This is a genomic window from Pseudomonas sp. TH07, from assembly GCF_016651285.1.
Classification (GTDB): Bacteria; Pseudomonadota; Gammaproteobacteria; order Pseudomonadales; family Pseudomonadaceae; genus Aquipseudomonas.
This window is the reverse complement of sequence record NZ_JAEKED010000001.1, coordinates 6,729,469-6,748,373: the sequence shown is the minus strand read 5'-3', so window position 1 is coordinate 6,748,373 and position 18,905 is coordinate 6,729,469. Positions and strand designations below refer to the sequence as shown.

Annotated in this window: 14 protein-coding genes; 11 read left to right on the top strand and 3 right to left on the bottom strand. The window is 65.0% G+C overall.

Annotation, left to right across the window (positions count from 1 at the left end):
• The first annotated feature begins 122 nt into the window (after positions 1 to 122).
• Positions 123 to 2,015: a penicillin-binding protein 2 gene (gene mrdA, locus JFU57_RS30670; protein ID WP_078473886.1), complete on the top strand. Its 1,893-nt coding sequence runs from the start codon at positions 123 to 125 to the stop codon at positions 2,013 to 2,015.
• Position 2,016: 1 nt separating this feature from the next.
• Here mrdA and JFU57_RS30665 read toward each other — a convergent pair whose 3' ends face one another.
• Entirely contained in the window at positions 2,017 to 3,003 is a 987-nt protein-coding gene (locus JFU57_RS30665) for a LysR family transcriptional regulator (RefSeq protein ID WP_201131847.1), read from the bottom strand.
• A 157-nt stretch (positions 3,004 to 3,160) separates the two neighbouring features.
• On the opposite strand from JFU57_RS30665, the gene JFU57_RS30660 reads away from it, so the two are divergent.
• The 3 genes from JFU57_RS30660 to JFU57_RS30650 are packed head-to-tail and all read left to right on the top strand — an operon-like array spanning position 3,161 to position 6,140.
• Positions 3,161 to 4,462 (top strand): MFS transporter, encoded by a 1,302-nt coding sequence (locus JFU57_RS30660; RefSeq protein ID WP_201131846.1) that lies wholly within the window; start codon positions 3,161 to 3,163, stop codon positions 4,460 to 4,462.
• Complete coding sequence (locus tag JFU57_RS30655; protein WP_201131845.1) at positions 4,459 to 5,214, top strand: class II aldolase/adducin family protein; 756 nt, start codon at positions 4,459 to 4,461, stop codon at positions 5,212 to 5,214. The genes JFU57_RS30660 and JFU57_RS30655 overlap by 4 nt, the downstream gene beginning before the upstream one ends.
• Entirely contained in the window at positions 5,211 to 6,140 is a 930-nt protein-coding gene (locus JFU57_RS30650) for a 2-hydroxyacid dehydrogenase (RefSeq protein WP_201131844.1), read from the top strand. The genes JFU57_RS30655 and JFU57_RS30650 overlap by 4 nt, the downstream gene beginning before the upstream one ends.
• On the opposite strand, the gene JFU57_RS30645 is transcribed toward JFU57_RS30650, so the two are convergent.
• Positions 6,134 to 7,057 carry a LysR family transcriptional regulator gene (locus JFU57_RS30645; RefSeq protein ID WP_078473881.1) on the bottom strand — a complete coding sequence of 308 codons (924 nt, stop codon included), beginning with the start codon at positions 7,055 to 7,057 and terminating at the stop codon, positions 6,134 to 6,136. The genes JFU57_RS30650 and JFU57_RS30645 overlap by 7 nt on opposite strands.
• 183 nt (positions 7,058 to 7,240) lie before the next feature.
• On the opposite strand from JFU57_RS30645, the gene JFU57_RS30640 reads away from it, so the two are divergent.
• From JFU57_RS30640 to qhpG, 7 genes are all read left to right on the top strand, one after another.
• Positions 7,241 to 8,554 (top strand): MFS transporter, encoded by a 1,314-nt coding sequence (locus JFU57_RS30640; RefSeq protein WP_020297299.1) that lies wholly within the window; start codon positions 7,241 to 7,243, stop codon positions 8,552 to 8,554.
• Positions 8,555 to 8,574: 20 nt separating this feature from the next.
• The gene (locus JFU57_RS30635; RefSeq protein ID WP_201131843.1) at positions 8,575 to 9,804 is read left to right on the top strand and encodes a Zn-dependent hydrolase; all 1,230 of its coding nucleotides are present in this window, start codon (positions 8,575 to 8,577) and stop codon (positions 9,802 to 9,804) included.
• 10 nt (positions 9,805 to 9,814) lie between these two features.
• Positions 9,815 to 10,840, top strand: a complete 1,026-nt coding sequence (locus JFU57_RS30630; RefSeq protein ID WP_201131842.1) for a histone deacetylase family protein — start codon at positions 9,815 to 9,817, stop codon at positions 10,838 to 10,840.
• A gap of 293 nt (positions 10,841 to 11,133) precedes the next feature.
• A complete protein-coding gene (locus JFU57_RS30625) occupies positions 11,134 to 13,038 on the top strand; it encodes a sigma-54-dependent Fis family transcriptional regulator (RefSeq protein ID WP_201131841.1) in 1,905 nt (634 codons plus the stop codon).
• Positions 13,038 to 14,756, top strand: a complete 1,719-nt coding sequence (locus JFU57_RS30620; protein ID WP_201131840.1) for an ABC transporter ATP-binding protein — start codon at positions 13,038 to 13,040, stop codon at positions 14,754 to 14,756. Before JFU57_RS30625 ends, JFU57_RS30620 begins: the two co-directional genes overlap by 1 nt.
• A complete protein-coding gene (gene qhpE / locus JFU57_RS30615; protein WP_078473876.1) occupies positions 14,746 to 15,429 on the top strand; it encodes a subtilisin-like serine protease QhpE in 684 nt (227 codons plus the stop codon). Before JFU57_RS30620 ends, qhpE begins: the two co-directional genes overlap by 11 nt.
• Positions 15,414 to 16,733, top strand: a complete 1,320-nt coding sequence (gene qhpG, locus JFU57_RS30610; protein WP_201131839.1) for a flavin-dependent monooxygenase QhpG — start codon at positions 15,414 to 15,416, stop codon at positions 16,731 to 16,733. The genes qhpE and qhpG overlap by 16 nt, the downstream gene beginning before the upstream one ends.
• Positions 16,734 to 16,871: 138 nt before the next feature.
• Here qhpG and JFU57_RS30605 read toward each other — a convergent pair whose 3' ends face one another.
• Positions 16,872 to 18,797, bottom strand: a complete 1,926-nt coding sequence (locus tag JFU57_RS30605) for an amidohydrolase (RefSeq protein ID WP_201131838.1) — start codon at positions 18,795 to 18,797, stop codon at positions 16,872 to 16,874.
• Positions 18,798 to 18,905: the final 108 nt, after the last annotated feature.

Sequence of the window (18,905 nt, the reverse complement as noted above, 5' to 3'; positions counted from 1 at the left end):
TCGTATGGGAAATCCTGTCCTGGTGAGCAGGTAGTTTTTGGTATGGTGCAGCTCGTTTTTTAATGGACTTGAGTTACCCGCACGGATCCGCGCGCACCTTCATGTCACGAGAAGCTGTAGAAATGCCCGAAGCGATACCGATCAAAGACCACGAAAAAGAAACCCGCCTGGTCAACAAGCGCCTGCTGGCCTGCGCTCTGTTTGTCGTAGCCATCAGCTGCACCCTGGTCGGTCGCCTGTATTTTCTGCAGGTGGTGGAGTTCGATTACCACTCCACTGTCTCCGAAAACAACCGCGTGCACGTGCTGCCGATCACCCCGACCCGGGGCCTGATCTATGACCGTAATGGTGTGGTGCTGGCCGACAACCGTCCCAGTTTCAACCTGACCATCACCCGCGAACGCACCACCGACCTCAAGGGCGAGCTGGACCAAGTGGTCGAGTTGCTGCACTTGCCGGCCGAGGATCGTGCACTGTTCGACAAAGAGATGAAGCAAGCGCGCCACCCCTTTGTGCCGGTCACGCTGTTTTATGAGCTGACCGAGGAGCAGATCGCCGTATTGGCGGTCAATGAGTACCGATTGCCTGGCCTCGACGTTGAAGCGCAGTTCGTGCGTCATTACCCAATGGGCGCACATTTTGCCCATTCCATCGGCTATGTCGGGCGCATCAACGAGAAAGAGGCCAAGGCCCTGGACTCGGTGGAGTACCGCGGCACCCAGTCGATCGGCAAGACCGGTATCGAGCGGTTCTACGAATCCGAGCTGCACGGCCATGTCGGCTATGAAGAGGTCGAGACCAACGCCCAGGGGCGGGTGATGCGCGTGCTCAAGCACACCGACCCGATTCCGGGCAAGAGCATCGTGCTCAGCCTCGACGTGAAGCTCCAGGAGGCCGCTGAAGAGGCCTTGGGTGATCGTCGCGGCTCGGTGGTCGCCCTCGACCCGGAAACCGGCGAGGTGCTGGCCATGGTCAGCAAGCCGAGCTTCGACCCCAACCTGTTCGTGACCGGGATCAGCTTCAAGGAATACGCGGCCCTGCATGACTCCATCGACCGCCCGCTATTCAATCGCGTTCTTCGCGGCCTCTACGCGCCGGGCTCGACCATCAAGCCCGAGGTGGCGATTGCCGGCCTCGACAGCGGTGTGGTCACGGCGTCGACCCGGGTCTTCGATCCGGGCTATTACCAACTGCCGGACTTCGACCACAAGTACCGCAACTGGAACCACAGTGGTGACGGCTGGGTGGATATGGACGCGGCGATCATGCGCTCCAACGACACCTACTTCTACGACCTGGCGCACAAGCTCGGCATCGATCGCCTGCACGACTACATGGCGATGTTCGGTCTGGGTGAGAAGGTCTCCCTGGACATGTTCGAAGAGTCGGCCGGGTTGATGCCGTCCCAGGCCTGGAAGCGCGCTACACGCCGCCAGCCGTGGTTCCCGGGTGAGACGGTGATCCTCGGCATCGGACAGGGCTATATGCAGGTCACACCGCTGCAGTTGGCCCAGGCCACCGCGCTGATCGCCAACAAGGGCATCTGGAACCGTCCACACCTGGCGCGCACCATCGATGGCGTGGCACCGGTGGACGAACACCCGATGCCGAACATCCTGCTCAAGGACCCGCGTGACTGGGAGCAGGTCAACCATGGCATGCAGATGGTGATGCACGACCCGCGTGGCATTGCGCGGGCCGCAGCGGCCGGTGCGCAGTACCGGATTGCCGGCAAGAGTGGCACGGCGCAGGTGGTGGCGATCAAGCAGGGCGAGCGTTACAACCGCCTCAAGACCCGCGAGCGTAACCGGGACAACGCTTTGTTCGTCGGCTTCGCCCCGGCCGAGCATCCAAGGATCGTGATTTCGGTGATGATCGAAAACGGCGAAGCCGGTGGCCGCGTCGCCGGCCCTGTGGTGCGGCAGATCATGGACGCCTGGCTGCTTGACCAGGATGGCCACCTGAAACCGCAATACGCCAGCCCGGCCAAGCCTGCGGCTCCGCCCCACGTCTGAGTCACTTGAGCATCAGGCTCCCCGGCACCTGCTCACGAATGCTGAGCATGTGCTGGATGCTGTCGAGGAACACAGTCTCGGCCTGGCTCATCTTCTGCTCGCGATTCCACAGCAGCTGGATATCGAAATCCACCACCCCTTCCTCCGGCGGCAGGCGCCACAGCAGGCCTTGCTCAACGTCACGTCGCACCAGGTGGATCGGCAGGCAGCCGATGCCGAACCCGGCGCACACCAGGCGGTAAATTTCCTCGAAACTGGTGGAAGACGCGACGATCTTGCCGGTAAAACCCTGTTGGTCACGGAACAGGGTCAAGGGCGAAAGGTTGCCACCCAACTGGTCACTGGTGAAGCTGACAAAGTGCTCCGCGGCCAGTTGCTCCAGGGTCAGGCCGCGCTGGCCGAACAGTCGATGGCGCTGGCCGCAGAAGTAGGCGTAGCGCTCGCGGAACAGCACCCGCTGCTCCAACCGTGGCTGGGGCAGGCGACACAGGCCCAGCCCCAGGGTGGCGGTCTTTTGCAGCAGCGAGCTGATGATGTCCGAACTGCCCATGACGTCCACTTCCAACTCGATCTTGGGGTGGGTTTCATGAAAGTCGGCGAGGAACTCGTCGTAATGCTGGGCCTGTACCCCGCTGACGGTAAGGATGCGCACCTTGCCCACCAGATCGTCATGGCGGCTCTCCACCACTGACCCCAGGCGCGAGATATCACCGTAGATATCGGCAGCAATGCGCAGCACCTCCTCGCCGGTTTCGGTCAGCTCGAAGCGCCGTCCACTGCGCGCAATCAGCACACACTCGAGCTGTTCCTCCAGGCGCTTGAGGGCCTGGCTCACCGCGGACTGGGTGATGTGCAGGCGCGCAGCGGCGCGGCTCATGCTGCCTTCCTGGCCAATGACCAGGTAGGTGCGCAGCAGATTCCAGTCCAGCCGATCGTTGAGAAAACGGCGACCGACCCAAGGGTTGGCCGCAGGGTTGGCAGTGGGCATCGCCCCTCCAGGTAGTAGCAAGGCTAATAGTAAAGATAAGGATTTGAAAATTGACTAATCCTGGCACGGCGGCGATAAAGCCCACAAGCGCCACAGAGCGCCACCCGGATTAGTTCTTCAGTACCTGCCCAAAAAACTACAAATACAGGGTCCTTGCATGCACACCACCCCTCAGCCGCGCCGAGCCGCGGCGGCTGCCTTTATTGGCACCACCATCGAGTTCTACGATTTTTACATCTACGCCACGGCGGCGGCGCTGGTACTCGGGCAAGTGTTCTTTCCCAGCACTGACCCGGTGATGAGCACCTTGGCTGCGTTTGGCAGCTTTGCCGTGGGTTTTATCGCGCGGCCCATGGCAGGCATGGTCTTCGGGCACCTGGGCGACCGCCTCGGACGCAAAAAGATGCTGCTGGTGACCATGGCCCTGATGGGCCTGGCCACCACTGGCATCGGCTTGCTGCCGAGCTATGCCAGCGTGGGTATCTGGGCACCGATCAGCCTGATCGTGCTGCGCATCATCCAGGGCATCTCGGTCGGAGGCGAGTGGGGCGGGGCGGTGCTGATGGCCAGCGAGCATGCTCCGGCCAGGCGCAAGACCTTCTACGCCTCGTTCGCCCAACTGGGCAGCCCGGCGGGCCTGTTGCTGGCGTTGATTGCCTTTCGCCTGGTGACCAGCCTGGAGCCCCAGGACTTCCTCGACTGGGGCTGGCGCCTGCCGTTCCTGGCCAGCGGTGTGCTGATGATGGTTGGGCTGATGATCCGCTCCGGGGTCCATGAGTCGCCGGAGTTCGCCAAGGCCCGGGACAACAATGGAACCGCCCAATACCCGGTGATGGAAGTACTGCGCAGTTGCTGGCGGCAGATCCTGTTTGCCGCGGCGGCGGTGACCATCGGCTCGGCCGGGTTCTTCTTCACCAACACCTTCATGATCACCTACGTCACCCAGTACCAGGGCATTGCCCGCTCGACCATTCTCGACTGCCTGTTCCTGGTGACGGTGATCCAGTTGCTGTCGCAACCGCTGTCGGCGTTGCTCGCCGAACGCATGGGCGAGGGCCGCTTCCTGAAACTGGTGGCCCTGCTGTGCATGGCCACGCCGTACCCGATGTTCGTGCTGGTGGGGACGCAGAACATCGTGCTGATGACCCTCGGCATCGCGGTGGCGGTGGTGATCCTCTCCGCGCTGTACGCAGTGATCGCCGGCTACATGACCCAGGCATTCCCGGTGCACCTGCGCTACTCGGGCATTTCCATTGCCTACCAGCTCAGCTGCGCGATTGCCGGTGGCAGCACGCCGCTGATCGGCACGCTGCTGGCAAGCAAGTTTTCCGGACAATGGTTGCCGTTGGCGGTGTACTTCAGCCTGCTCTCGGCACTGTCCCTGATTGGCGTCTGCGGCCTGGCCCGGCTCCGTGCCGGCAATGACGCCCACCCCGCTCGAAAAGAGGTGTATTCGTGAGCAAACCTGAACACATGAACCCGATTGAATGGCAGGCCCGTTGCGAGCTGGCGGCGCTGTACCGGCTGGTCGCGCACTTTCGCATGACCGACCTGATCGACACCCACATCACCCTGCGCATCCCCGGGCCCGAGCATCACTTCCTGATCAATCGCTACGGGGTCATTTTCGACCGCATGCGTGCCAGCGACCTGGTGCGTATCGACCAGGACGGCCGCATCGTCGACCCGGATTACGCCGGGCACCGGGTCAATGCTGCGGGCTTTGTGATCCATTCCGCGATCCACATGGCGCGACCCGATCTCAACTGCGTGATCCACACCCACACCGCCGCCGGCATGGCGGTCGCCGCGCAGAAGCAGGGCCTGTTGCCGATCAGCCAGCACGCGCTGAAGTTCTACCGCCGGCTGGCCTATCACACCTATGAAGGCATCGCCCTGTCCCTGGATGAGCGCGAGCGCCTGATCGCCGACCTGGGGCCGCACAAGGCCATGATCCTGCGCAACCACGGCTTGCTGGTGGGGGGCGCGACGGTGGCCCATGCGTTTCAGGAGATCCACTTCTTGGAGCGTGCCTGCCAGGCCCAGGTGCAGGCACTGACCGGTGGCTGCGAGTTGAATTACCCGTCGCCCGAGGTCTGCGCCCACACCGCCGAGCAGTTCGACCGCGATGAAGCCGACAACATTATCGAACTGGCCTGGCACGCTGCCCTGACCCTGATCGAGTCCCAGCGCGAGTCTTACCTGTCATGAGTAGCGTGGTGCTGTTATCCCGCGATGGGCTGTTGCTCGAACAACTGCAAGCGGCCTTTGCCCGCCGTGCGCCGCAGCTCAAGGTGCTGCTGGCCGACGATCCCCAGGCCGCCCAGGCGCAGATCGCCGCCTGCTGGTTTCCGCCTGCCGGCAGCCTGCGGGCCTTGCCCAATGTGCAGGTGATTCACTCGGTGGCGGCGGGCATCGATCACCTGCAGCACGATCCCGAATGCCCGGACTTGCCGGTGTGCCGGGTGGTCGACCCGGGCCATCGCCAGGGCATGACCGAATACGTGCGCTGGGCGGCCATCCACTATCACCGCGGCTTTGACCAGGTGCTGCGGCAACAGCCCGAACAGCGTTGGCAACGGCCACTGCAACGGGCTGCCGCCGAGTACCGGGTCGGGGTCATGGGGCTGGGTTCCCTGGGCAGCGCGATTGCCCTGGACCTGGCCGCCGCCGGCTACAGCGTGCGCGGCTGGGCGCGCAGCGCCAAGGTGCTGCCGGGCGTCGAGAGTTTTGCCGGGGCCGGGGGGTTGGCGCCATTTCTCGACGGCGTCGAACTGCTGATCAACCTGCTGCCGCTGACCGCCGAAACCCGTGGGATTCTCGGTCGCGCCACCTTCGCCCGCCTGGCGCCGGGGGCGGCGCTGGTCAACTGTGGGCGCGGCGCGCACCTGAATGCCGATGACCTGGAGCAGGCCCTGGCCAGCGGGCAGTTGCGTGGGGCGTTGCTGGATGTGTTCGACGAGGAGCCGCTGCCGCCCAAGCATCGGCTGTGGACCCTGCCCGCAGTGACCATCACCCCGCACATGGCCTCGGCCGCGTCCCACGATTGCATCGCCGAACAGGTGGCGGAAAACCTTCGCCGCCTGCAGGCCGATGAACCGCTGCTGAATCGGGTCGACCTGACGCTGGGTTACTGAGGTTCGAGGCTCTGTTGCAGGCTGTCGATAAACAGGGTCTCGGCACGGCTCATGCGTTGTTCGCGGTTCCACAGCAGGTGGATGTCGACATCGGCAATGCCTTCGTGTGGCGGCAGGCGCCACAACAGGCCGGCTTCGACATCGGCCGCCACCACATGCTCCGGCAGGCAGCCGATGCCGAAGCCGGCAATCACCAGGCGCCGCACTTCTTCCAGGCTCGGTGACGAGGCGACGATGCGCCCGCTGAAACCTTGCTGATCGCGAAAGATAGTCAGCGGCGAGAGCATGCCGCCGATCTGGTCACTGGTGAAGCTGACAAAGTTCTCACGCTGCAAATCGCCTTCGGCCACGGCTTGCTGGCCGAACAGGGCATGGTGCCGGCCGCAGAAAAACGCATAACGCTGCCGCAGGAACAGCCGTTGTTCCAGGCGGGGCTGTGGCCGGCGATTGAGGCTCAGGCCCAGGGTCGCGGTTTTTTCCTGGAGGGCGCTGACGATGTCCGAGCTGCGCATGACTTCGATTTCCAGGTCCACCCGTGGGTGCTGGCGATGGAAACCGGCAAGGAAGTCATCGAAGCGATCGGAAAAGATCCGGCTGATCATCAGCAGCCGCACCTTGCCGATCACCTCGTCGGCGGGTTGTTCGAGGACGCCGCTGACCTGGGACATCTGGCCGTAGATTTCCCCGGCCAGTTGAAAAATCTGCTCGCCGACCTCGGTCAGGGCAAAGCGCGGCCCTCGGCGGGCGATCAACTGGCGCCCGAGTTGTTCTTCCAGGCGCTTGAGGGCCTGGCTCACGGCCGGCTGGGTCAGGTGCAGGCGGGCGGCGGCGCGGCTGATGCTCAGTTCCTGGCCGATCACCCGGAAGGTGCGCAGCAGGTTCCAGTCCAGGCGGTCATTGAGCAGGCGGTCGGACATGGGCGAAGGCTCTGGGAAGGGCAGGGGCTTGATAATAAGCGTGGCTAATAATCAGCATAATAAATAGAAAATTGACTAATTATAGCCCCGCGACGATAAATCCCTTCCAGACAAGCGCCGCCAGAGCGCCTGCGTGTTCACCGTTCTCTCCTGCCAAAAAAAATAGCCAAGGAGCCTGATCCCATGAAGCTTGCCGCTTCTGCTCAACCACGCCGTGCCGCGGCCGCCGCCTTTATCGGCACCATGATCGAGTGGTACGACTTTTACATTTACGCCACCGCCGCCGCGCTGGTGTTCGGCGCCTTGTTCTTCCCCTCCGACGACAAACTGTTCAGCACCATGGCCGCCTTTGGCACCTTCGCCGTGGGGTTCTTCGCCCGGCCCCTGGGCGGGATCATCTTCGGCCATATCGGCGATCGCATCGGACGCAAGAAGTCCCTGGTCATCACCTTGCTGATGATGGGCGTGGTCACCGTGTGCATTGGCCTGTTGCCGACCTATGCCCAGATCGGCGCGCTGGCGCCGGTGCTGCTGGTGCTGCTGCGTATCGTCCAGGGCATTGCCGTGGGTGGCGAATGGGGCGGGGCGGTGCTGATGGCCGGCGAACATGCGCCCAAGGGCCGGCGCAATTTCTTCGCCTCCTTTGCTCAGCTCGGCAGCCCGGCCGGTTTGATCCTGTCGCTGCTGGCCTTCAGTGCCGTCACCCGCCTGCCTGAAGAGGCCCTGATGAGCTGGGGCTGGCGCCTGCCGTTCCTGGCCAGCGCGCTGTTGCTGCTGGTGGGGCTGGTGATTCGCCTGGGGGTCAACGAGTCGCCGGAGTTTCTGGCCAGCCGCGAACAGGCGCGGACCTCGGTGCGCAAGGAGCAGGCGCCGGTGATGGAGGTGCTGCAGACCGCCTGGCGCCCGCTGTTGCTGTGCATCGGGGCCAATACCCTGGGGATCGCCGGGGTGTATTTCACCAACACCTTCATGATCGCCTACACCACCCAGCAGCTTGAGCTGCCGCGTTCGCTGATTCTCGAATGCCTGTTTGTGGTGGCGATCATTCAGTTCTGTATCCAGCCGTTGGCGGCCTGGACCGCCGAGAAGATCGGCGCCACGCGCTTCCTGTGCCTGGTGTCACTGCTGGCCATGGCCTCGCCGTACCCGATGTTTGTGCTGGTCAGCTCGGCCCAGGCGCCGCTGATCATCCTCGGTATCGCGCTGGCGGTGGTGTGCATGGCGTCCTTCTATGCGGTGATCGCCGGCTACGTCAGCGGCATGTTCGAGACCCGGGTGCGCTACACCGCGATTTCCCTGGCGTACCAAGTGTGTGGCGCGCTGGCCGGTGGTCTGACACCGCTGATCGGCACCTGGCTGGCCCATGAATTCGCCGGGCAATGGTGGCCGATGGCGCTGTTCTACAGCCTGATCGCCGCGGTGTCGCTGATCTGTGTATTGGCCCTGGCTCGGCGGCATGCCGCAGCCCAGCGCCTGGAAATGGCCGCAAGCGCCTGACTTATTCTGGAGAAGAACCCATGTTGAAAATCAATGGCGAACGCCTCTGGGCGAGCTTGATGGCCATGGCTGAAATCGGCGCCACGGCCCGTGGTGGCAGTTGCCGCCTGGCGCTGAGCGCCGAGGACCAGGCCGGTCGCGAACTGTTTGCCCACTGGTGCACCGAGGCCGGGCTGACCCTGAGTATCGACCCGATCGGTAACCTGTTTGCCCGCCGTCCCGGCACCGACCCGCAGGCGGCCCCGGTGATGATCGGCAGCCACCTCGATACCCAGCCCGAAGGCGGACGGTTCGACGGGGTCTATGGCGTGCTGGCCGGGCTGGAAGTGCTGCGGCGCCTGGACGATTTGCAGATCCGCACCCGCAAGCCGCTGGAGGTGGCGGTGTGGACCAACGAAGAGGGCGCGCGCTTCACCCCGGCCATGTTCGGCTCGGCGGTGTTCACCGGGGTCATGCCACTGGAGGCCGCACTGGCTGTGCGCGATGCCGCCGGCATCAGTGTCGCCGAGGCCTTGCAACGCACCGGATATGCCGGCCAGCGACCGCTGGGCGGGCCGGTGGATGCCTACTTCGAGGCACACATCGAGCAGGGGCCGATCCTTGAAGACAACGCCAAGAGCATCGGCGTGGTCAGCGGCGGCCAGGCGATTCGCTGGCTCGACGTACAGGTCGAAGGCATGGCCGCCCACGCCGGGACCACGCCGATGCCGCTGCGCAAGGATGCGTTGTATGGCGCCGCGCAGATGATCCTCGCGGTCGAAACCCTGGCGGCCGACTTCGCCCCCCAAGGCCTGACCACGGTGGGTGAGTTGAGCATTGCCAAGTCGTCGCGCAACACCATCCCGGGTGTAGTGCAGTTCACCGTGGACCTGCGTCATCACCAGGACCAGCAGATCGCCGCCATGGAACAGCAATTGCGCGAACGCCTGGAGGCCATTGCTCACCAGCGCGGCCTGCGGGTCAGCGTCAGCCCGCACTGGGTCAGCCCGGCCACGCCCTTCGACGTCCAATGCGTGGCCGCCGTGCAGCAGGCGGTGGATGGCCTGGGCTATCCTCAGCAGTCGATTGTCAGCGGCGCGGGTCACGACGCGATTCTGCTGGCGCGTTACTGCCCGACGGCCATGGTGTTTATCCCCTGTGTCGGCGGCCTGAGCCACAACGAAGCCGAAGACGTGCTGCCCCAGGATGTGCGCCAGGGCGCCGATGTATTGCTTAACGCCGTGCTGGCCCGAGCTGGCCAGGTTGAATAAGGAGAAGGTCATGCGCAGTTTTTTCCACCCCGAACAGTTGCTCCACCACCCACGCAGCTACTACTCGCGCGGCCAGATGCGCATACCCCAGGAGGTGCCGGAGCGCGCCCAGCGCCTGGTGCAGGCCGCACACTCCCTGGGCTTTGCCGTCGAGCAGCCACGGGATGCCGGGATGGCCCCATTGCTGGCGGTACACGGCGCGCCGTACCTGACGTTTCTGCAGGATGCGCACCAGGGCTGGAAGGACATCCCCGAAGACTGGGGCGATGAGGTGATGTCCAACATCTTCGTGCGTGAGCCCAATGCCTTGCGCGGGGTCCTGGCCCAGGCCGCGTGCTACCTGGCCGACGGCAGTTGCCCGGTGGGTGAGTCGACTTGGCGTGCAGCCTACTGGTCGGCGCAAAGTGCCATCGCCGGGGCCCAGGCATTGCTCGACGGTGAGCCGGCGGCCTACGCCTTGTGCCGCCCGCCGGGCCACCACGCGCGGGCCGAAGCCGCAGGCGGCTTCTGCTACCTGAACAACGCGGCAGTGGCGGCCCAGGTGTTGCGGGAGAAATATGCCCGGGTCGCGGTGCTCGACACCGACATGCACCACGGCCAGGGCATCCAGGAGATTTTCTACCAGCGGGACGACGTGCTGTATGTCTCGGTGCATGGCGACCCGACCAACTTTTACCCAGGCGTGACCGGGTTTGCCGACGAGCGCGGCGAGGGACCGGGGGCGGGCTATAACCTCAACCTGCCGATGCCCCACGGCGCCAGCGAAGGGGATTTCCTGGCCCAGCTGGAAACCGCGCTGGACGCGGTGCAGCGTTTCGGTGCCGAGGTGCTGGTGCTGTCCCTGGGCTTTGATATCTATGAGTTGGACCCGCAAAGCAAAGTAGCGGTGACCCGGGACGGCTTCGCCACCCTGGGTGAGCGGATCCGCAGCCTAGGTCTGCCGTGCCTGATCGTCCAGGAAGGCGGGTATCACCTGGAAAGCCTGGAGGACAATGCCCGGGCCTTCTTTGCCGACAGCGAGGCCTGGAAGCTCTGACCCGGGGCGATCCGCTTACGGGTGATAGCGCCCGAGGCCCAGGTCCCGCCGACCCGTCGCGGGGCCAGGGCAGACGGCGCTTGCCATTGGCTTGACGTTAACGTAAAGATGGCCCGGCGCCGCAACCCATGGCGCAGGTTTTGCTTGAAGGGAATGGGTGTCCGCGGTGCCGGGCCAAACTTTTCTTTACTGCCATCTGAACCGGGTGTAGACATTTGCCTTGGCTTGCGTGCTTCTCGCAACCCAAGGGAATGGATCGGGGAGGTACCGGGCGGACCGATTCGGAGCGCTTGATGACTCTTATAAAAACAAGAAACGCTGAACTGCCACACGAAGCCCGGCTGGCCCGGGAGAAGCTGCATCTGGAGGGCGAAGTCCCCGACGGTGTATTGCGTGCAGAAATCGATGCCTCATGGCGGCGCAGCCTCAGCCATGGCGTGCACTTCAATGGTCAGCACGAGCTGGCCCTGGAATCCAGCGCCAGCCTCGAGCTGCTGCTGTCCAGCAACCGCTTGTTGCTCGATGCCGCGATGCCGGCCATCGACTACCTGGCCGAGCGTCAGGGCAAGGACGGGCTGATCATCCTCGCCAACTCCGACGCCACCATCCTCGCGGTCGAAGGGCGTGCCGATCGCCTCAAGGGCAGCGGCCTGCAGGACATCACTCTCGGCGCCTGCTGGAGCGAGGCGGCCCGTGGCACCAACGCCCTGGGCACGGCCCTGGTGGAAGCACGGCCGACTCTGATCGATTGCGGTGAACACTACCTGGACCGCCTGAGTGATTTTTCCTGCACCTCGGTGCCCATCCATTGCCCCCAGGGCGAGATCCTCGGCGTGCTCGACCTGACCCGCGAAGGGCCGCTGGGAAGGGCCCAGGACAGCACCACGCTGCTGGCCATGGCGGTCAGCCAGATTGAAAGCCGGGTGTTCAACGCCACCTATCCCGAACAGATCGTCCTGGCCTTCCACAGCCGGCGGCAGTACCTCGAATCCCCCTGGCAGGGCTTGCTGGCCCTGAGCCTGGGCGGGCAGATCCTGGCGGTCAGCACCCAGGCCTGCCAATTGCTCAATGCACCGCGTGCGGCCCTGGTGGGGCGGCGCTGCGAGGAGTTCCTCGGGGTCGATGGCCTGCAACTGCTCGCGCGCTTGCAGCAAGGCGGCGTCGGCAGCCTGCAAACCGCCAAGGGCGAGCTGTTCTACAAAACCCTGCGCGCCCCCCAGCGTTCGCTCAACCTCAGCAGCGCGCCGCGGGCCGTGCCCAAGGCCGCTCCCGTGCAACCGCCGCTGGAGCATCTGGCCGGCAGTAACCAGCGTTACGCCCGAGCCTTGCGCATGGCGCGCCAGGGCTTGGCCAACGCCTTGCCGGTGTTGTTGCTGGGCGAGACCGGCACCGGCAAGGAAGTGATTGCCCGGGCCCTGCACCTGGCCGGCAGCCGCAGCGACAAACCCTTTATCGCGGTCAACTGCGCGGCGATCCCCGAAGGCCTGATCGAGTCGGAACTGTTCGGCTACCGCGAAGGCGCCTTCACCGGTTCGCGCCGTGGCGGGATGATCGGCCGCCTGCAACAGGCTCACGGCGGCACGCTGTTTCTCGATGAAATCGGCGACATGCCCCTGGCCTTGCAGGCGCGATTGCTGCGGGTGTTGCAGGACCGCAAGGTGGCGCCCCTGGGCGCAGGTGAAGAGCAGGACATCGACGTCGCGCTGATCTGCGCCACCCACCGCGACCTCAAGCGCCTAGTGGAGGACAAACACTTTCGCGAAGACCTGTTCTACCGGGTCAATGGCATCAGTGTGATGCTCCCGGCCCTGCGCGAGCGCGAGGATTTCGGCGCGCTGCTGGGCGTCCTGCTCGGCAAGCTCGGCAGTCCCGGCGTGGCCTTGGCCGATGATCTGCGGCAACTGCTCGAGGCGTACCACTGGCCGGGCAATATCCGCCAGCTGGAGATGGTCCTGCGCACGGCCCTGGCCATGCGCGAGGAGGGCGAGAGCGCCCTGACCCTGGAGCATCTGCCGGACAGCATGCTCGATGAACTCAACGCCAGCGAACGGCCTCAGGCCGGCAGCATCCGCGAGAACGAGCTGGAACTGATCCGCAGTTCCCTGGACAGCCACCAGGGCAATGTCTCGGCGGCGGCCGACGCCCTGGGCATCAGCCGCGCGACGCTGTACCGCAAGCTCAAACAGTTGCGCAGTTGATGCGGCGCCTGATCGGCCGGCTGGTAGACAGCCCCAATCCCGAGGCCTTGCAGGGCGCGTTGCAGTGGTTATATGCCTTTGTCCGGCCCCATCGCCTGGCCATCGCCGGCCTGCTCGGGCTTTCGGCCTGTGCCTCGTCGCTGGTGCTGGTGCAGCCCTGGTTGACCAAGCTGTTGATCGACGACGGCTTGCTGGCCCGTGATTTTTCCATGCTGGTGCTGATCGCCGTGCTGATGATCGGCGCCGGCCTGCTGGGCACGGCGCTGTCCGGGATCAATCGCTACCTGCACACACGGCTGTCCGGGCGCATTCTGTTCGCCCTGCGCGACGACCTCTATCAGCACCTGCAACGGCTGTCGCCGGGTTTTTACGGGCAGCGCCGGATCGGTGACCTGATGTCGCGGCTGGACGGCGATGTGGCCGAGATCCAGCGCTTCGCCGTGGACTCGCTGTTCTCGGCGGTCTCCAGCGTGATCGGCCTGGTGGTGGCCCTGGCCATGCTCTTGACCCTGTCCTGGAAACTCTCGCTGCTGGCCCTGGTGCTGATCCCGCTGGACGTGCTGTGGCTGCGCTGGATGCGGCGCAAGGTCGAGCGCGACGTGCGCCAGTTGCGCGAGCGTTCGGCGGACATGTCCTCGTTTATGGTCGAAACCCTGCCGGTGATGAAGTTCATCCAGAGCGCCGGCCAGCAGCAGCGCGAGGCACGGCGCCTGGACAGCCTCGGCAAGGGTTACATGCAGCAGTTGCTGAAGCTGCAAGTCACCGAGTTCTTCACCCAGGCGGTGCCCGGCACCCTGACCTCATTGTCCCGGGCCTGTGCCTTTCTGATTGGCGGCTACTGGGTGGTGCAGGGCACCTGGCAACTGGGGGCGCTGATTGCCTTTTCCACCTACCTGGGCATGGCGGTGGGACCGGTGCAGAGCCTGCTCGGCCTGTACGTGGCGATCCAGCGCATGACCGTGAGCCTGGGCCGGGTCATGGAACTGCGCGGCGAAGAACCCGGCATCAGCAACCCCGAGGCGCCGCTGCCGGTGCCGGAGCAGGGCGAGCTGCATTTCCAGAATGTGCACTTCAGCCACCCGGGGCGCGGCATGACCCTGCAGGGCATCGAAGCGCGGATTCCCTACGGCCGCAAGGTGGCACTCAGCGGCAGCTCGGGGGCGGGCAAAAGCACCCTGGTCGACCTGCTGCAGCGCCACCACGATCCGCAATCCGGGCAGGTGCTGCTGGGCGGTGTCGACCTGCGCCAGCTGGACCTGACGCAACTGCGCCGGCGGGTGGCGGTGGTCAGCCAGGACATCGTGCTGTTTCGCGGCAGCCTGGCCGACAACCTGGCCTACAGCGTGCCCGATGCCAGCCGCGAAGCCGTGGCCGCAGTGGCGCGGCTGGCGCAATTGCAGGGGCTGATCGAGTCCCTGCCCGAAGGCCTGGACAGCCCCCTGGGCGAGCGCGGCCAGCAACTGTCCGGCGGGCAGAAACAGCGCATCGCCATTGCCCGGGCCCTGCTTCAGGATCCGATGATTCTGGTGCTGGACGAAGCCACCTCGGCGGTGGACGAAGCCACTGAACGTGAGGTGATCGAGGCCATCGACCGGTTGTTCGCCGGTCGCACACGGATCCTGATCAGTCACCGGCCTTCGACCCTGGCCGATGCCGATCTGCGTTTTACCTTGCAGGACGGGGTACTGCGCACAGTGGAGGTGGCCCATGCAACCTGAGCTGCGCATCGGCGTGATCGACAGCGGCCATGCCGCTCATCAGCGAGTGGCGGGCGGACGGCGTTTCTTCCTGCAACCGGATGGGGTCGGCGGCGACCCATTGCAGGAGGATGCCCTGGGCCACGGCAGTGCGGTGGTCGAGGCCATCGGCCTGCGCGCACCCGGCGCGCGGCTGTATGTGGCCCAGGTCTTCGATCAGCGCGGGGTCACCAGCGCTGCGCAAGTGAGCGCCGCGCTGTACTGGCTGCTGGAGCAGGACGTACGGCTGATCAACCTGAGCCTGGGCCTGCGCCAGGATCGCGAGTTGCTGCGCCAGGCCTGCGCCGCCGCCGAGGCCCGCGGCGTGCTGCTGTGCGCGTCCAGCCCGGCCCAGGGCGAGGCGGTGTTTCCGGCCAATTACCCCGGGGTGTTGCGCGTCACCGGCGATGCGCGGTGCAGCGCGCAGCAGTGGTCATGGCTCAATAGCGCCCAGGCGGATTTCGCCGCCTGCGTGCGCGGCAGCAGCCCGGGGCAATCCGGTGCCAGCCTGGGGTGCGCGGCCCTGAGCGGGCATATCGCCGCTTACCTGGGCGCCCACCCGGACGCCGGCAAGGCTCAGGTCCTGCAGTGGCTGCAGGACAACGCCCACTATCGGGGCCCGGAACGCCGGCACGTGCCATGCACGCCATCCTGATCCTCGGCGCGGGGCCTGCCGGGGCCGCGGTGGCCCTGGGGCTGCGTCGCCTCGGCTACCCGGTGACCCTGATCAGCGACTGGCGGCGTTTTCCAGCCCTGGAGGGCGTTTCGGTGCGGGTCCTTGAAGCCTTGCGCGGCGCCGGCCTGGAACAGGCGCTGGCCCAGGCCCTGCAACCTTCCCAGCGACGGGTGGCGTGGAACGGCGAAGAGCATGCGCAGAACATCGAATACCTGCTGGACCGCCCGGCGTTCGACCGCGGCCTGCGGGAGGCCTTGCGCGAGGCCGGCGTGCAACTGATCGAGGGCCGGGTACTGGGCGTGCAGTCCACCGAGGCCGGGCATCGGGTCCAGGTGCAAGGGCAGGCCGAGCAGGTTGGCGAATTTTTGGTTGAGGCCCGTGGGCGGCAGGCGCCGGGGCTGGAAAAAGGGCTGCGCCAAGGCGCCAGCAAGGGCATGCGCGGCCCGGAAACTGTCAGCCTGCTCAATCGTTGGCAAGGCGCCGCCGGCAGCGCCGCCAGCGCTGTGTACAGCCTGGAGGATGGCTGGGCCTGGATGGCCCGGCGCGCCGACGGCCAGTGCTACTGGCAACTGACCCTGGATGTGGCCAGCGCCGGGCTGCCGGGCAAGGCGCAGTTGCCGGAGTACTGTCGCCAGCGCCGCCAGGCGTCGGCCATGGCCCGGGAGTTCTTTGCCGATGGCGAGGAGCAGCAATTGCACCTGCATGCCCGCAGCAGCACGGCGATCCTCAACCCCCAGGTGTGTGGCGCCCGCTGGCTGCGGGTCGGCGACGCAGCGATGGCCGTGGACCCCTTGTCCGGCAATGGCATTTTCCAGTCCCTGTCCTCGGCATTGCAGGCCCCGGCGGTGATCAACACCCTGTTGCAGCGCCCACAGAACGGGGCGCTGGCGCAGCGTTTCCATGGGCAGCGGGTGGAGCATCTGTTCCAGCGTTTCGCCCGCACCGGCCGGGATTTCTACGCCGACGAGCAGCGCTGGTCCGAGCAGCCGTTCTGGCAGGCCCGGCGGCATTGGCCGGACCGGCAGCAGGCCCACGCCAGCGTGGATTTTGCCGCCTTGCGCATCGAGCGCGCGCCGGTGTTGCGTGATGGCCTGGTGGATGAAGCCGAAGTGGTGGTCACCCCGGATCAGCCCCTGGGGATCTGGCATGTGCAGGGGGTGGAGCTGGCGCCGCTGTTGCGCCGCTTGCGCAGCCAGGGCGCGACCCAGGCCCTGGCGCAGTTGAGCCCGGAGCAGGACCGGGTGATACGTGGCTGGTTGCTGTCTCAGGGGTATCGGCCTTAAGCCTTGCGCCCACGTCCGCGAAACACCCAACCAATGGCAGGAGCGGTCTGGCTCGTGATCCGCACCGCCGCCATCCAACCTGGTCATGGCTGAAAAAACCGGGGGCTCAAGCAGCCCCCGGTGTGCACTGGCCAGCGGTCAGTTATGAGGGTTGAGGTACACCCGCTGGCCGCCTTTCCAGGTTTCGCAGACTTTGATGTCGCGAATCTGGGTGGCCGGGAACTTCTCGTCCAGCGGGTCCTGATCGAGGATCACGAAGTCGGCGAAGTTCTGATCCTGCAAGGACCCGGTCCAGGCCTCGGCATGGCACTGCCAGGCGGCGTCGTAGGTGATGGCTTTCAACGCCTGCTTGCGGGTCAGGCACTCGCCTTCATTGAGGATGGGTTGCAGGCGCGGATCGGCGATAAAGGTCGGGTCCACAACACTTTTGCGGATGCCTTCCATCTTGCGGGTGATCGCCTGCTCCATCGAGCGCAGGGGCCCCAGGGGGGTGACCGAGTAGTCGCTGTGCAGGGAGATCCGCAGTTTGTAGTCCAGGGCCGACTTGCAGAGGTCGAGCATCTCCTCGGCCTTTTTTTCGAAAATGGCTTTATCGAAGGCGTAGCCCCAGTACCCGACATGGCCAATCAGAAAGCTCGGCGACAGGCCCAGTTGCTGCATGGTCTCCAGGGTGCTTTTGTTCAGCAGCGAGCAGTGTTCGATGCGATGGCGCTTGTCCAGGCCGCTCTTGCCCTGCAGGGCGAGGCCATAGGCTTTCAGGGTGAATTCGATGGCCCGATCGCCGTTGGCATGAATCATCAGCGGCCAGCCTTTTTTCACCGCCGCGTGGATGAATTCCCTGTATTTGACCGGGAGAGCTGTCGGGGTGTCTTCGCCCTTGTCGCAGAAGTTGAAGTTGCCCACCGGACGGTCCGTCTGGCAGCAGTAGTCCGCGATCTGGTAGCCGGTCAAGCCCTGGTTGGAGCCATCCGAGATCACCTTGATCGAGCCTTGATACATGTATTTGGCCTCTTCTCGCGTGGCCGGTCGGTAATCGGGCAGCAGCTTGAGGATTTCCAGCGAGTTGTTGCAGGAGGCGGCGTAGCCGATCCGCAGCTTTCTGGGGTGCGTCAGGAAGTAGGCGTTCAGTACCAGCTTTGACAGGGGATCCACCATCGCGTCGTAGAGCAGGGTGATCCCGCGGCTGGAAGCGGTGTCGAAGAAGGTGTCGAGGCGCTTGAAGATCTTCAGCATTTCCAGTTTCTGCTTGGCGGGAATCGACAGGATCCCGGCCACTATCTGGGTTTCCTGCAGCACACCGTTCTTGGCCATGACCCCGGTTCGTTCATGAACCAGATCCCTCGCCGCCGTGTTCATGTAGGCGGTGTGCATCGACGCGCTGATCAGCAGCATCGGACGCTTGGACTCGATGGTGTCCAGGTAGCCCTCTTCGGGCGTGTCGCCACATTGCAGGGTAATCAGTTGGTTCAGGCCGCCCTCAACCACCTTGAACGGCATCAGCGCCGGATCGACCAGGTGCCCGAGGATCCAGCTCGAACTGTCCTCGGGCAGGTTTTTCTGAATGGTTTTCGTCAGCCAGTCCCAGGTATAGAGCGGCCGCAGGCGCTGGCTTTTTTTCTCTGTGTGCGGGTCGGTATCGGCGTCGTCGGGCTCGATCGCGCCCAGGTTCAGCCAGCCATCCATGGCGCAGCTTTGCACGATGTGGGCGTGGGGCTCGACCAGGCCGGGCAGCAGGGTCTTGCCGTGCAGGGACTGTTTCTTGTAGTCGATGCTCAGGGCCTGCATGCGGGCTTCGACGTCGGCCAGGGTGCCGGAGGCGACCACGTCGCCGGCATGGATGCCCAGGGCGTCGACCCGATCGTCCATATTGCCGTCGCGCAAGGGGTAGATGATGCCGTCATGAAACACCAGGGACTCGCCGTTCGGGTCCTTGACCGGGCCATGTGCGGCGTTGGGGTGGCTGGCGATATAGCTGGCGGGGTCGAGGGTGTCTTTTAGCGCTTCCCAGACGGGGTTGTGGCAACCGCACTGGATGTAATCGTGATCATTTCCATTTGATCCCATGATGCTTTCCTCAGGTTTTCGGTGGTGATGAGGCGTTGTGGGTGGATGAGCCGGGACTCCTCAAGCGAGGTAGTGAGCCGGCTCGGGCTGAGCGTAGCAGCGCTTTGC

Bases quoted from the DNA above. Each gene is read 5' to 3' on its own strand.
- JFU57_RS30635 (WP_201131843.1), top strand. From the start codon at position 8,575: ATGTTGAAAATCAATGGCGAACGCCTCTGGGCGAGCTTGATGGCCATG.
- qhpG (WP_201131839.1), top strand. From the start codon at position 15,414: ATGCACGCCATCCTGATCCTCGGCGCGGGGCCTGCCGGGGCCGCGGTG.
- JFU57_RS30645 (WP_078473881.1), bottom strand. From the start codon at position 7,057: ATGTCCGACCGCCTGCTCAATGACCGCCTGGACTGGAACCTGCTGCGC.
- mrdA (WP_078473886.1), top strand. From the start codon at position 123: ATGCCCGAAGCGATACCGATCAAAGACCACGAAAAAGAAACCCGCCTG.
- JFU57_RS30620 (WP_201131840.1), top strand. From the start codon at position 13,038: ATGCGGCGCCTGATCGGCCGGCTGGTAGACAGCCCCAATCCCGAGGCC.
- JFU57_RS30665 (WP_201131847.1), bottom strand. From the start codon at position 3,003: ATGCCCACTGCCAACCCTGCGGCCAACCCTTGGGTCGGTCGCCGTTTT.
- JFU57_RS30605 (WP_201131838.1), bottom strand. From the start codon at position 18,797: ATGGGATCAAATGGAAATGATCACGATTACATCCAGTGCGGTTGCCAC.
- JFU57_RS30660 (WP_201131846.1), top strand. From the start codon at position 3,161: ATGCACACCACCCCTCAGCCGCGCCGAGCCGCGGCGGCTGCCTTTATT.
- JFU57_RS30650 (WP_201131844.1), top strand. From the start codon at position 5,211: ATGAGTAGCGTGGTGCTGTTATCCCGCGATGGGCTGTTGCTCGAACAA.
- JFU57_RS30630 (WP_201131842.1), top strand. From the start codon at position 9,815: ATGCGCAGTTTTTTCCACCCCGAACAGTTGCTCCACCACCCACGCAGC.
- JFU57_RS30625 (WP_201131841.1), top strand. From the start codon at position 11,134: ATGACTCTTATAAAAACAAGAAACGCTGAACTGCCACACGAAGCCCGG.
- qhpE (WP_078473876.1), top strand. From the start codon at position 14,746: ATGCAACCTGAGCTGCGCATCGGCGTGATCGACAGCGGCCATGCCGCT.
- JFU57_RS30640 (WP_020297299.1), top strand. From the start codon at position 7,241: ATGAAGCTTGCCGCTTCTGCTCAACCACGCCGTGCCGCGGCCGCCGCC.